Below are 15,251 nucleotides of genomic sequence, written 5' to 3' on the forward strand. Positions count from 1 at the left end.
TCCGTCCGTCGCCGACGTCTGGTCCGCGCACCGCTGCCGGCCGGAGCGCAGCCCTGACCATCACCGCCACCGCAGCCAGGAGGAGACCCGATGGCGCAGACACCACGACCGGCCCCGACACCGGGATCGGAGCTCAGCCGCCGATCCCTGATGGGGTGGGGCGTCGCCGGCGCCGGAGCCGTGGCGCTCGGGGCCGCCGCGACCGAGCCCGCGTCGGCCGCCCCGCCGCCCGGCGCCGGGGCCGGGCCGCTGGCGGTCGACGACCTGCGCACCGAGTACGCCGACCGTCCACTCGGCACGGACGTCGGTGCGCCCCGATTCTCCTGGACCGCCACCGCGCCGGGGCACAACGCCGGACAGAGCGCGTACCAGGTGCTGGTGGCCAGCCGCCCGGACCGGCTGACCCCCGAGTCCGCCGACGTCTGGAACTCCGGTCGGGTCTCCTCGGCGCGTTCGGTGGGCGTGGCGTACGACGGCCCTGAGCTGGACCCGCGCACCCGCTACCACTGGCGGCTACGGCTCTGGGACCGGGCCGGTCGCGCGACGCGCTGGAGCACCCCGACCTGGTTCGAGACCGGCCTGCGCGACGAGGGCTTCGGAGCGGCCCGGTGGATCGGCGCCGAGCCCGACCACGCGAGCGAACCGCTCGACCTGGCCGACGCCGCGTGGATCTGGTCGCCGGACGCCACCGCCGGGAACGCCCCGGCCGGTGTTCGCTGGTTCCGGGGCCGGCTCCCGCTCCCCGACGGCACCGACATCGCGGTCGCGCAGCTCGTGGTGACCGCCGACGACGACTTCACGGCGTACCTCGACGGGCGGCAGGTGCTGCACGCCCCGCCGCAGACCGACGGCTGGAAGAACGCCAGGGCCGCCGACGTCACCGCACTCGCCCGCGCCGCCGACGGTCCCCTCACCCTCGCCGTGGTCGCCACCAACCGCCCCGGCCCGTCGGTGAACCCCGGCGGACTGATCGCCAAGCTGGTCGTCACCGCCACCACCGGCGAGCGGCTGGTGCTGGTGAGCGACGGCTCCTGGCGCAGCTCCGACACCGAGCGGGCCGGCTGGCCGGAGCCCGGGCACGACGACACCGGCTGGGCGGCGGTGGCGGTGCTCGCCCCGTACGGCCAGGGGCCGTGGGGCAGCCAGGTGCAGGTCCCGCAGCCGAACGCCCTCGACCTGGCCGGCGCGGCCTGGGTGTGGGGTCCGGGCGCGACGACCGGCAACGCGCCCGTCGGGCCGCGCTGGTTCCGGGGTCGGCTGGCCCTGCCGCAGGCGACCGAGGTCAGCTCCGCCCGGCTGATCATGAGCGCCGACGACGACTTCACCGCCCACCTCTCCGGCCGGCTCGTCCTCTCCGCGCCGCAGCAGACCGACGGCTGGCGTACCGCCCGGGTCGCGGACGTCACCGAGCTGGCCCGGGCGGCCGTCGGCGGTGAGCTGGTGCTGGCCGCGATCGCCACCAACCGTGGCGGCGCGTCGGTCAACCCCGGTGGCCTCATCGCCAAACTCGTCGTACGGACCGCGGACGGCGGCGAGCTGGTGCTCGTCTCGGGCGCCGGCTGGCGGACGGCCGGCGGGGACGAGCCCGGCTGGGAGCAGCCGGGCCACGACGACTCGGCCTGGGCGCCGGTGGTGGTCCTCGCGCCGTACGGTCAGGGGCCGTGGGGCAGCGGCATCGAGCCCCCGGTGGAGGAGCGCCCCGCGCCGCTGCTGCGGCGCGCGTTCCGGATCGACAAGCCGGTGACCCGGGCCCGGCTCTACGCGACCGGCCTCGCCTACCAGGTGCTGCACCTCAACGGCGAGCCGGTCGGAACTGCCGTGCTGGACCCGGGCTTCACCGACTACGACGACACCGTCCTGTACGTGACGCACGACGTCACGGGGCTGCTGGTGAAGGGGCGCAACGCGCTCGGCGCGGAGCTGGGCCGCGGCTTCTACGGCATGACCACGCGCAACGTGTGGCGCTGGCACCAGCCGCCGTGGCACGGTGAGCCGCGGCTGCTCGCCCGTCTCGTCGTCGAGCACCCCGACGGGTCGCGTACCGAGGTGGTCAGCGACGACGGCTGGCGCGTCACCACCGGCCCCACCGTCTCGAACTCGCTCTTCGCGGGGGAGAGCTACGACGCCCGCCGGGAACGTCCGGGCTGGTCGACGGCGCGGTACGACGACGCCGACTGGGCTCGGGCGAGCGTGCTGGAGGCCCCCGCCGGCACGCTGCGGGCGCAGGAGCACGAGCCCGTTCGGGTCGTCGAGTCCGTCGCCCCGGCCCGGCTCACCTCCCCGCGCGCGGGCGTCTGGGTGGCGGACTTCGGCCGGACGACCGCCGGCTGGGTGCGGCTGCGGGTGACCGCCCCGTCGGGCACCGTCGTCCGCCTCCAGTACGGCGAGAAGCTGCGCGACGACGGAACGGTGGAGGCGTCCACCGGGCACGTGCAGGGCGGCCGGTTCCAGGTGGACGAGTACGTGGCCCGGGGCGGCGGCGAGGAGGTGTGGGAGCCGCGCTTCTCGTACAAGGGGTTCCGCTTCGTCCAGCTCGACGGGCTGCCGGGGGCCGCCCGCACCGGCACGGTGACCATGCGCGTGGTGCACTCCGACGTCCGCGACGTGGGTGAGTTCCGGTGCAGCGAACCGCTGTTCGAGCAGTTCGAGCGGATGATGCGCCGTACGGTGCGCAACAACCTGCACGGCATCCCCACCGACACCCCGATGTACGAGAAGAACGGCTGGACCGGGGACGCCCAGGTCGCCGCCCCCACGATGGCCGGTCAGCTCGACCTGTCGCGGTTCTTCACGAAGTGGCTCGGGGACCTGCGGGACGCCCAGGTCGCCTCCGGTCAGGTGCCGGTGATCGTGCCCAGCGGCGGCTGGGGATACCAGGAGTTGGCGCCGGCCCCGGAGTGGACCACCGTCTACCCGTACCTGCTGCGCGAGATGCACCGCTGGTACGGCGACGACCGGCTGCCGCGGCAGCACTGGCCGGCGGTGACCGACTACCTGGAGTGGGAGCTGGGCCGGCTCGCCGACGGGCTGGCGGTGACGGCTCTCGGGGACTACCTGTCACCGGGCACCGGCGGAAACCCGCCCGAGGACACCCGGCTGACCGCCACGGCGTACCTGCACCGGGCGCTGCTGGCGACCGCCGAGCTGGGTGAGCTGATCGGGCAGGACGCGCAGGCCGCCCGGTTCCGCGTGGCGGCCGCTGGCCTGCGGGACCGGCTCAACGAGACCTTCCTGGACCGGGCGCGTGGGCTGTACCGCACCGACCGCGATCCGGGGTACCGGCAGACGTCGAACGCCGTGCCGTTGGCGTTCGGTCTGGTGCCGGACGACCTGGTGCAGGCGGTGGTGGAGAACCTGGTGGCCGACGTCCGCGACCGGGGCTGGCACCTGAACACCGGCTGCCTCGGCACCAGCGTCCTGTTGCCGGTGTTGACTGCGCACGGCCACGCCGACGTGGCGGCCCGGGTGGCGTTGCAGCGCACGTACCCGAGCTGGGGCTACTGGGTGGAGAACGGCGCGGACACGATGTGGGAGATGTGGCCGACGTCGACCCGCTCCCGCCAGCACTACTTCCACGGCACGGTGGTGCAGTGGCTCTACGAGCACGTCGCTGGTCTGCGGCCGGTCGCCGACGGCTGGGCCCGGTTCGTCGTCCGGCCCGACGCGCGGGCCGAGCTCTCCTCGGCGTCGGTGGCGGTGCGGACCGTACGCGGCCGGGCCTGCGCCGCCTGGCGGCGGCACGGCGGCCGGTTCGAGTTGACCGTGCAGGTGCCGGTGGGGGCCACCGCCGAGGTCCACGTGCCCACCGCGCGGGCCGGCGACGTCGAGGCGTCGCCCGGTGGGCTGGTGGCGGCCCGGCGGATGGAGTCCGGCTACCTGGTGCACACGGTGGGCTCGGGCAGCTGGCGCTTCGTCAGCAGCTCGGCGCCGACCGCCTGACGGCAGCATCGGCCGGGCCGCCCGGCCCTGGCCAACCCCGGTGATCAGAGGATTCGCGTCATCCGGAGCCCGGATGCTGTCGCGAGTCTTCCAGGGCGAGACGCCAACGCCGGCGCCTGGGCGCCGACGGGAAGGAGGGCACCAGTGTCGAGAGTGAACCACCGCAAGCGCGCACTCATGGGGGCGGGCCTCTGCCTGATCGTGCTCGCGTCGCAGGCATTGACCGCTGGACCGGCTGCTGCCGGTCGCGGCGGCAGCGCCCCCAACGTCCGGGTCGTCGATCTGCAGGTCGACGGCAGGTACGACGAACCGCTGGGCATCGACAACACGGCTCCGACGCTCGGTTGGCAGATCAGCGAGACCCACCAGGCCGCAGCGCACCCGTGTCACCGGCCCCGAGCGCGTCAGGCGTGCCCGGGCGATCGGCAGACCGCCTATCAGATCCAGGCGGCGGCCGACGAGTCGGACCTCAGGCGCGGGCGGCTGATCTGGGACTCGGGCAGGGTCGCATCCGGCGTGCAGTCGGGCGTCCGCTATGCGGGCGCACCCCTCGCCTCCGGCGAGCGGGTCGTGTGGCGGGTACGCGTCTGGGACGCCGACAAGCGTGCCTCGGACTGGAGCGGGACGTCCTCCTGGGAAATGGGTCTGCTGCTGCAGAGCGACTGGGCACCGGCCCGCTGGATCGAGTACCCGGGCCGCACGGAGAACCAGGCCATGCCGATCTTCGCCCGCCAGTTCTCGATCGATCGCCGCAAGCGGGTCAGCTCAGCCCGCCTGTACCTCTCCGGCGTCGGGCTGCACAAGCCGACCCTCAACGGCCGGACTCTCACCGACGAGGTGCTCGCCCCCGGCAACTCGAACTACCAGCTCTCCAGCGAGTACCGCACCTACGACGTCACGAAGGAGTTGCGTACCGGCGGCAACACCCTCGGGGTGCAGCTCGGCAACGGCCCGGCGTACGTGCGCCGCAGCGTCACCAACCCGGCCGTCGGCCGTACCGCGCCGTACTCCTGGTGGCAGAGCCAGCTCAAGGGCAGCGGTGCCCTGGGCGCGGACGCCGCGGCCGGCGCCACGACGGTCAAGCTCACCGACGTGACGAACTACCACGTCGGGGGCAGCATCAACATCGACACCGGCGACGGCGGCGACCGCCTCGAGTCCCGCACCATCACCACGATCGGCACCGCCGGCGCCGACGGCACCGGCATCACGTTCACGCCGGCACTGGCCGGACCGCACACCGCCGGGGCGCTGGTCACCGGGTCCGGTAACAACATCGCCGCGAGCGACGCGAGCGCCGGCGCTGCCGTCACCCCACGTCTGATCGCCCGGCTCGAGATCTCGTACGCGAGCGGACCCGGCGACGTCATCGTCTCCGACCGCAGTTGGCGCACCGCGCTGGGACCGCTCGTCACCGACGCGTGGTACTCCGGCGCGGACTACGACGCCCGCCGCGAACAGCCCGGCTGGGACAGCCCCGGCGCTGACCTGTCCGCCACCGCGAAGCGCCGCGACGGCACGGCCACCGGTTGGACCAACGCCGGCATCGCCCCGCCGCCCAACCTGGCCACGAAGCTCGTCGCCCGCGCGGCCGAGCCGGTCAAGGTCGTCGAGACGTTCACCCCGGTCTCCGTGACCAACCCCGCGCCGGGCACCTGGGTCTTCGACTTCGGGCAGAACATCGTCGGGTGGCCGGAGCTGCGCCTGCCCGGCGGGGTGCCCGCGGGCGCGACCGTCCGCATGTCACCCGCCGAGTCGCTCGCCGCCGACGGCACAGTCGACCAGGCCTCGCTGATGGGGGGTGGTGGCAGCCGCGGCCGGGACCTGTTCAACACCTACACGACCGCCGGGCTCCCCGGCGGCGAGACCTGGCACCCGGACTTCAACTACTTCGGGATGCAGTGGGTTCAGGTCACCGGCCTGCCGGAAGGGTACGTCCCCACGACGGACACGATCCGTGGCCTGCGCGTGCAGGCCGCCACCCCCACGGCCGGTGAGGTGACCACTTCCAACGCGCGGGTCAACCGCATCCACACGATGTCCCGGTACTCCTTCATGAGCAACATCATGTCGGTCTTCACCGACTGTCCCGGCCGGGAGAAGCTTTCGTACCCGGCGGACTACACCATGCCCATGGGCGCCATCCACCGCAACGAGCAGCTTGCGGCGTACCTGCGCACGACCATGCACCACCTGGTGGAGGGGCAGTCCGTAGCCGGCACGCCGATGTTCGGCAACGTGGCCCTGAAGACCCCCGTCTACGACTGGGGCTACAGCGGCCGCTTCGGTGACGAGATCAACTGGGGTAACGCGATCATCCTCGTGCCGGCGATGCTCTACGAGCTCTACGGCGACACCCAGACCATGGCCCGCTACTACGACCGGATGGTCGACTTCGCCGACTACATCCAGCGGGAGAAGGTCGGCACCGGCGCCGACGCGCACATCGTCGACGCTGCTCTCGCCGACTGGGTGTCGGCCGACCAGACCTCCGGCCGGATCACCGGCACCTGGGGCTACCACGTGATGATCAGCAAGCTGGCCATGATGGCGGAGCTGACCGGTCACCAGGCAGACGCCGAGAAGTACCGCACCCTGGCCGCCGACATCAGGACGGCGTTCAACGCGCACTTCTACAACACCCAGCTGCGCCGCTACACCGCCGACGGCAACGGTGGCGCCACGGGTGCCACGCAGACGGCCCAGGCACTGGCGTTGGACGGCGGGCTCGTTCCCGACGGGGAACGCGACGCCGTCCTGGACGCTCTCGTCGAGTTGGTCTACGCGTTCCACCCCGAAGGCGACGGCCCACACTTCAGCGGCGGCACCATCGGCATGGCCCCCACCGTCCGCGCCCTCGCCGCCGGTGGCCGCGACGACGTGCTGTGGGACCTGTTGCAGGAGGACGAGCAGCCCAGCTACGGCTACTTCATGGCGTCCACCACCGCGAACCCCGGCGGCATGACCACCATCGGGGAGCGGTGGAACCGGGGCGACTCCAAGAACCACATGATCCTCGCCCAGATCGAGGAGTGGTTCCACAGCGGGCTCGCAGGAATCCGGGCGGCGGACGGTAGCGTCGCCTACCGGGAGCTGGTCATCCAGCCGAAGGTTGTCGGCGACCTGAGCTTCGTCAAGGGCAGCTACCGGACGCCGGCCGGACTGGCCCGTTCCGAGTGGTCCAGGACCGACGGCCGGTTCCGGCTCGCGGTCACCGTGCCCACCAACACCACGGCGGAGGTCCGGGTGCCGCTGAACGGCGGACAGGTGGTCGCGAAGCCGGAGCGGGCCGAGTTCGTACGGATCGACGATGACGATGCCGTCTATCGCGTCGGGTCCGGGTCGTACACCTTCACGGCCGTCACGCGATAGACGGCGGGCCGGGTGCGGCGTCCACAGCCGGACGCCGGGCCCGGCCCGATCCGTTCTTCGCAAGCGGTGTCCGGGCCACTCCGGCTGATCAACGAGATCCGGCCCGCTCCCTCGGGTCACGTCCCCGCCTCGGCGATGAATGCGTCGGGCTCGTCACCGCCGGGCCCGCCGGACCTGGTCGCTGGAGCGGCGGACGACGAGCTCGGGTTGGAAGACGACGTGCCGGTGCTGGTGGGCCACGCCGTGCTCGGCCTCTTCAAGGAGCAGCTCCGCCGCGGTGCGTCCGAGCTGCTCGCGGGGTTGGCGGACGGACGACAGCGGCACGGCGGCCGCGGCGGCGAACTCGATGTCGTCGTAGCCGACGATCGCGATGTCGGCGGGCACCCGCAGACCGCGCGCGGTGAGTTCCTGGAGCACGCCGAGGGCGAGGAGGTCGTTGGCGCAGAAGACGGCGGTGGGCCGTTGCCGGGCGGGCAGGGCGAGCAGGTCCTGGGCGGCCCGCCGCCCGGCGGCGACGGTCAGGCTGGTGGTGGCGGCGACGCGCAGTTCGGCGCCCGCGCCCCGGTCCTCCAGCGCGGCGGCCGCGCCGGCGTGCCGCTCCGCGACCTGGGCGATGGAGAGCGGTCCGCCGACGTAGGCGATGCGCCGGTGCCCCTGGTCGAGCAGGTGGTCCATGGCGAGCCGACCGCCGAGGACGTCGTCGACCGCCACCGAGCAGCGGCTGGCCCGGCCGGTGCCGCGATCGACGAGCACGACGGGGATGTCCCGGTCGATGAGCTTCTCCAGGTGGGGTTGGGGGCCGTCGCCGACGGGGGTGATGAGCACACCGCGGACGCGTTGCTCCTCCAGCAGTTCGAGGTGGCGGCGCTCGCGGGCGCTGTCCTCACCGCTGTTGCAGACGATGAGCATGGCGCCGGTCTCCTCGACGACCTGCTCGGCCCCGCGGACCATGTCGGTGAAGAAGGGGTTGGCCACGTCCAGCACGACGATGGCGATCGTGCGGCTCTGGCCCGCGCGGAGCTGGCGGGCGGAGTCGTTGCGGACGTAGCCGAGTTCGGCGATGGCGTCGAGAACCCGCTGCCGGGTGGTGGGGGAGACCATGTCGGGCCGGTTGAGCACGTTGCTCACCGTGCCGAGGGACACCCCGGCGTGCCGGGCCACCTCCTTGATGCTTGCCCCTGCCATCGCTACCTCGACGATCCGTACGTGATGGGTCCGGCGACCGTGCGGGCCGCGGCGCGCTGATCCCCGGTTCGTGCCCCGGCAGCCGCGCGGGGCGGCCCCGCCGGGCGATCGTCGGGGAGTCTATAGCGGCTAAAACGTTTCATCCAGTTGACCCGGCTGGTGGCGGAGCTGTTCGCCGTTCACTCCGGACGGAGCAGGGCGACGGCCTCGGGGCCGGTCGACGGCGGGAACGAAATGGCATCGAAGTCTTGACGCTTACGAATGTCTCCCCCTACCGTCCATGCACGACGCATGAAACGATTCAGGAGGGGATCGGATTGAGCCCCGACTCACCGGGCGCGGACCGCGCGCCGCTGCTGGTCTTGGAAGGCGTGACGAAGTCCTTCGGCGCCGTCGCCGCACTGCGCGGGGTGCACCTGGCGCTGCACCCCGGCGAGGCGCACGCCCTGGTGGGGGAGAACGGGGCCGGGAAGTCCACGCTGGTGAAGATCCTCGCCGGCGCTCACGCCCCGGACGCCGGCCGGCTGGCCCTCGACGGCCGCCCGCTCGAACTGCGCGGGCCCGCCGACGCCCGGGCCGCCGGCATCGCGGTCATCTACCAGGAGCCGACGCTCTTTCCCGACCTCTCCGTCGCCGAGAACATCTTCATGGGCCGCCAACCGCTGCGTGGCCTGCGCCGGATCGACACCGCCGCGATGAACCGCGACGCCGCGCGGCTCTTCGCGCGCCTCGGCGTCCGGATCGATCCCACCCGCCCCGCCCGTGGCCTCTCCATCGCGGACCAGCAACTCGTCGAGATCGCGAAGGCGCTCTCCTTCGACGCCCGGATCCTGGTGATGGACGAGCCGACCGCCGCGCTCTCGGGGGTCGAGGTGGAGCGGCTCTTCGGGGTCGCCCGGTCGCTCTGCGAGCGTGGCGCGACCGTGCTGTTCATCTCGCACCGCTTCGACGAGGTCTTCGACCTCTGCCAGCGGATCACGGTGCTGCGCGACGGCGCGTGGGTCTCCACCGACCGCACCAGCGACCTCACCGTCGACGCGGTGGTGCGCCGGATGGTGGGTCGCGACGTCTCGTCGCTCTACCCGAAGCAGGACGCCCCGCTGCGGGACACCCTGCTGGAGGTCCGTGGCCTCGGCCGCGCCGGCGTCTTCTCCGACGTGTCGTTCACCGTCCGGGGTGGTGAGATCGTCGCCCTCGCCGGGCTGGTCGGCGCCGGCCGCAGCGAGGTCGCCCGCGCCGTCTTCGGCGTCGACCGCTACGACGCCGGCGAGGTACGCGTCGCCGGTGAACCCCTGCCGGCCGGCAGCCCGCGGCGGGCGATCGCCGCCGGCCTGGCGCTGGTCCCCGAGGACCGCCGCCAGCAGGGCCTCGTGATGGAGCTGTCGGTCGAGCGCAACGCCACCCTGGCCCGCCGCCGGGCGCTGAGCCGGCTGGGCCTGCTCGTCGGGGGAGCCGAGCGGGTGGAGGCCCAGCGGTGGACCCGCCGGTTGCAGGTGAAGACGTCCCGGCTCGGCGCGGCGGTGGCGACCCTCTCCGGCGGCAACCAGCAGAAGGTGGTGCTCGCCAAGTGGCTCGCCACCGAGCCGCGGATCCTGATCATCGACGAGCCCACCCGCGGCATCGACGTCGGCACGAAGGCCGAGGTCCACCGGCTCCTCTCCCAGCTGGCGAACGAAGGGCTGGCCATCCTGATGATCAGTAGCGAGCTGCCCGAGGTGCTCGGCATGGCCGACCGGGTCCTCGTCATGCACGAGGGACGGATGGTCCGCGAGCTGTCCCGGGCCGAGGCGGACGAGACCTCGGTGATGTTCGCCGCCACCGGCCAAGGAGCGGCGGCATGAGCGAGCGGCAGCGAGCGAATCATCGGTGCAGTGTCGTGGTGCCTCATGGCGGTGCCGAGCGGAGCGAGGCGGCGGCATGAGCCTCACGGACACCGGTACGCCGGACGACCTCGCCGGTAGGCGCTCGTCCGGGGACGACCGCCGGCGCCCGGGATTCACCGAGCGGCTGCTCGCCGTACGCGAGCTGAGTCTGCTGCTCGCGCTCGGTGCGCTGGTCCTAGTCACCACGCTGCGCAACGACCGCTTCCTGAGTGGGCAGAGCGTCAAGGACCTGCTGCTGGGCTGCGCGATCCTGGTCATCCTCGCGGTCGGCCAGACCCTGGTGATCGTCACCCGCAACGTCGACCTCTCCGTCGGTTCGATCCTGGGTCTGGTCGCCTTCTGCACCGGGTCCCTCTTCCTCGCCGCTCCGGGCCTGCCGTGGCCGGTCGCGTTGCTGCTCGGGGTGGCGCTCGGGGCTCTCTGCGGGGCGGTGAACGGCGGGCTGATCGCGGTGGCGAAGGTCCCCGCGCTCGTCATCACGCTCGGCACCCTCTACGCGTTCCGCGGCATCGACTACTACTGGGCCTCCGGCCGGCAGATCAACGCCGCCGACATGCCCCGGTCGTTCCTGCGCCTGGGCAACCAGACGGTGCTCGGCGTGCCCGTGCTCTTCCTGATCGCGGTGGTCGTCGTCGCCGTGGTGGGCTACTACCTGCGTGCCTACCGCGGCGGACGGGAGCTCTACGCCATCGGTTCGGAGCCGGCCGCCGCCCGGCTCTCCGGCATCCCCGTCGGTCGGCGCGTCTTCGCCGTCTTCGTGGCCAGCGGGGCGCTCGCCGGCCTCGCCGGCGTGCTCTACGCGGCCCGCTTCGGCACCCTCGACGCGGCCGCCGGAACGGGCCTGGAGCTTCAGGTCGTGGCGGCGGCCGTGGTCGGTGGGGTGGCCATCTTCGGCGGCAGCGGCAGCGCGTACGGGGCGGCGCTCGGCGCCGTCCTGCTCACCACGATCGGCAGTTCGCTGGCCGTCCTACGCATCGACCCGTTCTGGCAGCAGGCCGTGGTCGGCGCGCTCATCCTCGCCGCCATCGGCCTGGACCGGCTCCTGGCCCTGCGGACGGCGGCCCGGCTCAGAGGGAGAAGCGCACGTGGCGCATGACAGCCTGTACGCCGCACCGCCGTCGGCGGGCGCCGACACCGAGCAGACGGCGGGCCGCCTGACCGGGCTGCGTGCCGCGCTCGGTTCCTGGGACGCGGCCGTCGTGGCGGCGCTGGTGCTCGCCGTGCTGGTGGCCGGTGTGTCGGTGCAGAACTTCGCGACCGGCCGCAACGTCCAGTTCCTGCTGCTGGACCTGGTGCCGCTCGCCCTGCTGGCCCTGCCCATGACGTTGATCGTCGTCACCGGCGAGATCGACCTGTCGGTGGCGAGCACGGTGGGTCTGTGCAGCACCCTGATGGGGCAGCTCTGGCTCTCCAGCGGGCTGTCGCTGGAGCTGATCTGTGTGCTGGTGGTGCTGCTCGGCGGCGTGCTCGGCGCGGTCAACGGCCTCTTCGTCACCGGTTTCGGCCTGCCCTCGCTGGCGGTGACCATCGGCACCCTCGCCCTCTACCGGGGGCTGTCGTTCGTCGTGCTCGGCGACCAGGCGGTGGCCGACTTCCCGGCGAGCTGGACCGCCGCCGCGGTGCGGAACATCCCCGGCACCCCGATCCCCGCCGCCGTCCTGCCGGTGCTGCTGCTGGCGCTGGTCTTCGGCGTCGTGCTGCACGCGACGACGACGGGGCGGGCGCTCTACGCGATGGGCAACAACGACCAGGCGGCCACCTTCGCCGGGGTCTCCGTGGCGCGGACGAAGTTCTGGCTCTTCGTGGCCTCCGGCGCGGTGTGCGGCCTGGTCGGCGTCTTCTGGACGCTGCGCTACGCCAGCGCCCGCGGTGACAACGCGACCGGGCTCGAACTCACCGTGGTGACCGCCGTGCTGCTCGGCGGCGTCTCGATCTTCGGCGGCCGGGGCGCGCTGCTCGGCGTGGTCGCCGGCGTCCTGCTGCTCGGCGTCCTGCGCAACGCGCTGCAGCTCGCCGACGTCGACGCGAACGCGTTGACGATCGTCACGGGCGCCCTGCTCATCGCCTCGGTCGTGCTGCCCAACGCGGTCGCGGACCTCCGTGCGCGGCTGCACCGTCGACGACAGCGCGCGAACCCCGTCGCGCCCTGATTCCCCCACCACCAACCCCGGAAGGATATCGATGTCCGCGCACCGCAGAGGTTTCCGATTCGGGGCCACCGGCCTCGCCCTCGCCGCTCTGCTGCTCAGCGCCACGGCCTGCGGCGGCACCACCCGGGAGAACTCCGGCGACGACTCCGGCGCCGGCAACCAGGCCAGCGGCGCCGCCAACCCCGACGCGCAGCTCAAGGAGGGCCTCAAGATCGCCTTCCTGCCGAAGCAGGTGAACAACCCGTACTTCACCGTCTCCGACAACGGCGGCAAGACGGCGGTCACCGAGATCAAGGGTGAGTTCAAGGAGGTCGGCCCCTCCGAGGCGAGCGCCTCCTCCCAGGTCAGCTACATCAACACGCTGTCCCAGCAGGGCATGGACGTGATCGTCACCTCGGCGAACGACCCGAACGCGATCTGCGGCGCGCTCAACCAGGCGAAGGCGGCCGGCGCCAAGATCGTGACCTTCGACTCGGACACCAAGCCCGAGTGCCGGCAGATCTTCGTCAACCAGGTGACCGCCGAGGGCATCGCCGAGAACCAGGTCAAGCTCATCTCGACGCAGATCGGCGGCGCGGGCGAGATCGCCATCCTCTCGGCCACCGCCAACGCGACCAACCAGAACGCCTGGATCGAGCTGATGAAGAAGGAGCTGGCGAAGCCCGAGTACAGCAAGATCAAGCTGGTCACCGTCGCATACGGCAACGACGACGACCAGAAGTCGTTCCAGGAGACCCAGGGTCTGCTGCAGTCGTACCCCAACCTCAAGGGCATCATCTCGCCGACCACCGTCGGCGTCGCGGCCGCCGCCCGCTACCTGAGCGGCTCCCAGTACAAGGGCAAGGTCAAGCTGACCGGTCTGGGCACGCCGAACCAGATGCGCCAGTACGTCAAGGACGGCACCGTCGACGCCTTCGCCCTCTGGAACCCCGCCGACCTGGGCTACCTCGCGGCGTACGCGGGCGCCGCGCTGGCCTCCGGGCAGATCACCGGCGCCGAGGGGGAGAAGTTCACCGCCGGCAAGCTCGGCGAGTACACCGTCGGCACGGACGGCGTGGTGGTCCTCGGCCCACCCACCGTCTTCGAGAAGAACAACATCGACCAGTTCGACTTCTGAGCGCCCGGTGGTGGTGCCGGTGCCCCGGCGCCGGCACCACCACCCGCGCCGACGGGAGAACCATGCCGCGCGTCTGCTTCACCCTCCAGGTCGACCCGGAACGGCTGGCCGAGTACCGCGCCCACCACGAACGGGTCTGGCCCGAGATGCTCACCGCGCTGGCGGAGTGCGGCTGGCACGACTACTCGCTCTTCCTCCGCGAGGACGGCCTGCTCGTCGGGTTCCTGGTGACCGACGACTTCGCGGCGGCCCAGGCCGCCATGCAGGCCCGCGACGTCAACGCCCGCTGGCAGGCGGAGATGTCGTCGTTCTTTCTCGACCTCGACCAGGACACCCCCGACCGCGCCATGCGGCCGCTGGACGAGGTCTTCAACCTTGCGGCTCAGCTCGCCGCGCAGACGGGAGAAACGCCATGACCCACCCCGACGCGCCGACCCGTGCACGGGTCACGCAGGCCCTGCGCGCCCAGCGCATCGAGACCCCGTCCTGGGCGTACGCCAACTCCGGCACCCGTTTCAAGGTGTTCCCGCAGGAGGGCGTGCCGCGTGACCCGTACGAGAAGATCGCCGACGCGGCGATGGTGCACCGGCTCACCGGGGTGGCTCCCACCGTCGCGCTGCACATCCCGTGGGACCGCGTCGACGACTACGCGGACCTGGCCCGGTACGCGACGGAGCAGGGCGTGACGCTGGGCGCGATCAACGCCAACGTCTTCCAGGACAACGACTACCGGCTGGGCAGCGTCACCAATCCCGACCCGGGAGTCCGGCGCAAGGCGATCGACCACCTGCTCGAGTGCGTCGACATCATGGACCGCACCGGCTCTCGGGACCTGAAGCTCTGGTTCTCCGACGGCACCAACTATCCGGGGCAGGACGACATCCGGGCCCGGCAGGACCGGCTCGCCGCCGCGCTGCGCGAGGCGTACGACCGGCTCGGTGACGACCAGCGCCTGCTGCTGGAGTACAAGCTCTTCGAGCCGGCCTTCTACGCCACCGACGTACCCGACTGGGGCACCGCGTACGCGCACTGCCTGGAGCTCGGGCCGAAGGCGCAGGTGGTCATCGACACCGGCCACCACGCGCCCGGCACCAACATCGAGTTCATCGTGGCGTTCCTGCTGCGCGCCGGGAAGCTCGGCGGCTTCGACTTCAACTCCCGCTTCTACGCCGACGACGACCTGATGGTCGGCGCCGCGGACCCGTTCCAGCTGTTCCGGATCATGCGTGAGATCGTGGGCGGGAACGCGCTGCGGCCGGAGGCCGGGATCGCGTTCATGCTCGACCAGTGCCACAACATCGAGCCGAAGATCCCGGCGATCATCCGCTCGGTGCTGAACGTGCAGGAGGCCACCGCCAAGGCGCTGCTGGTCGACGCCGACGCGCTGGCCGCCGCCCAGCGCGCCGGTGACGTGCTCGGCGCGAACGCGGTGCTGATGGACGCGTACCACACCGACGTCCGTCCCCTGCTCGCCGAGCTGCGGGCCGAAGCCGGCCTGGACCCCGACCCGATCGCCGCGTACGCCCGCTCCGGCTACTTCGAGCGCATCCGCACCGAGCGGGCCGGCGGGCAGCAGGCCGGCTGGGGCGCCTGACCACCATCGAA

Annotated in this window: 9 protein-coding genes; 8 read left to right on the forward strand and 1 reads right to left on the reverse strand. The window is 72.4% G+C overall.

All coding sequences use genetic code 11. The annotated features are described in order from the left end of the window. The first annotated feature begins 90 nt into the window (after positions 1–90). Together D7147_RS07040 and D7147_RS07045 are read left to right on the forward strand one after the other, a co-directional pair. Positions 91–3,939 (forward strand): family 78 glycoside hydrolase catalytic domain, encoded by a 3,849-nt coding sequence (locus D7147_RS07040; RefSeq protein WP_199734098.1) that lies wholly within the window; start codon positions 91–93, stop codon positions 3,937–3,939. Positions 3,940–4,083: 144 nt separating this feature from the next. Then, positions 4,084–7,311: an alpha-L-rhamnosidase gene (locus D7147_RS07045; RefSeq protein WP_233562981.1), complete on the forward strand. Its 3,228-nt coding sequence runs from the start codon at positions 4,084–4,086 to the stop codon at positions 7,309–7,311. Between the two features lie 153 nt (positions 7,312–7,464). Here D7147_RS07045 and D7147_RS07050 read toward each other — a convergent pair whose 3' ends face one another. Continuing rightward, positions 7,465–8,496 (reverse strand): LacI family DNA-binding transcriptional regulator, encoded by a 1,032-nt coding sequence (locus D7147_RS07050; protein ID WP_120674797.1) that lies wholly within the window; start codon positions 8,494–8,496, stop codon positions 7,465–7,467. 317 nt (positions 8,497–8,813) lie between these two features. Between D7147_RS07050 and D7147_RS07055 the strand changes: the two genes are divergently transcribed. From D7147_RS07055 to rhaI, 6 genes are all read left to right on the forward strand, one after another. Continuing rightward, positions 8,814–10,337 (forward strand): sugar ABC transporter ATP-binding protein, encoded by a 1,524-nt coding sequence (locus D7147_RS07055; RefSeq protein WP_120674799.1) that lies wholly within the window; start codon positions 8,814–8,816, stop codon positions 10,335–10,337. Positions 10,338–10,413: 76 nt separating this feature from the next. Further along, the gene (locus D7147_RS07060; protein WP_120674801.1) at positions 10,414–11,475 is read left to right on the forward strand and encodes an ABC transporter permease; all 1,062 of its coding nucleotides are present in this window, start codon (positions 10,414–10,416) and stop codon (positions 11,473–11,475) included. Beyond that, complete coding sequence (locus tag D7147_RS07065; protein WP_233562982.1) at positions 11,465–12,529, forward strand: ABC transporter permease; 1,065 nt, start codon at positions 11,465–11,467, stop codon at positions 12,527–12,529. The genes D7147_RS07060 and D7147_RS07065 overlap by 11 nt, the downstream gene beginning before the upstream one ends. Positions 12,530–12,560: 31 nt before the next feature. Then, positions 12,561–13,646, forward strand: coding sequence for a rhamnose ABC transporter substrate-binding protein (gene rhaS, locus D7147_RS07070; RefSeq protein WP_120674803.1), 1,086 nt, complete (start codon positions 12,561–12,563; stop codon positions 13,644–13,646). Between the two features lie 62 nt (positions 13,647–13,708). Next, positions 13,709–14,062 carry an L-rhamnose mutarotase gene (locus D7147_RS07075; protein ID WP_120674805.1) on the forward strand — a complete coding sequence of 118 codons (354 nt, stop codon included), beginning with the start codon at positions 13,709–13,711 and terminating at the stop codon, positions 14,060–14,062. Then, on the forward strand, positions 14,059–15,240 hold the full coding sequence (gene rhaI / locus D7147_RS07080; protein WP_120674807.1) for an L-rhamnose isomerase: 1,182 nt from the start codon (positions 14,059–14,061) through the stop codon (positions 15,238–15,240). The genes D7147_RS07075 and rhaI overlap by 4 nt, the downstream gene beginning before the upstream one ends. Positions 15,241–15,251 lie beyond the last annotated feature (11 nt).

Source organism: Micromonospora musae, assembly GCF_003626545.1.
Taxonomy (GTDB): Bacteria; Actinomycetota; Actinomycetes; order Mycobacteriales; family Micromonosporaceae; genus Micromonospora; species Micromonospora musae.

Bases quoted from the DNA above. Each gene is read 5' to 3' on its own strand.
- D7147_RS07075 (WP_120674805.1), top strand. From the start codon at position 13,709: ATGCCGCGCGTCTGCTTCACCCTCCAGGTCGACCCGGAACGGCTGGCC.
- D7147_RS07040 (WP_199734098.1), top strand. From the start codon at position 91: ATGGCGCAGACACCACGACCGGCCCCGACACCGGGATCGGAGCTCAGC.
- D7147_RS07060 (WP_120674801.1), top strand. From the start codon at position 10,414: ATGAGCCTCACGGACACCGGTACGCCGGACGACCTCGCCGGTAGGCGC.
- rhaS (WP_120674803.1), top strand. From the start codon at position 12,561: ATGTCCGCGCACCGCAGAGGTTTCCGATTCGGGGCCACCGGCCTCGCC.
- rhaI (WP_120674807.1), top strand. From the start codon at position 14,059: ATGACCCACCCCGACGCGCCGACCCGTGCACGGGTCACGCAGGCCCTG.
- D7147_RS07050 (WP_120674797.1), bottom strand. From the start codon at position 8,496: ATGGCAGGGGCAAGCATCAAGGAGGTGGCCCGGCACGCCGGGGTGTCC.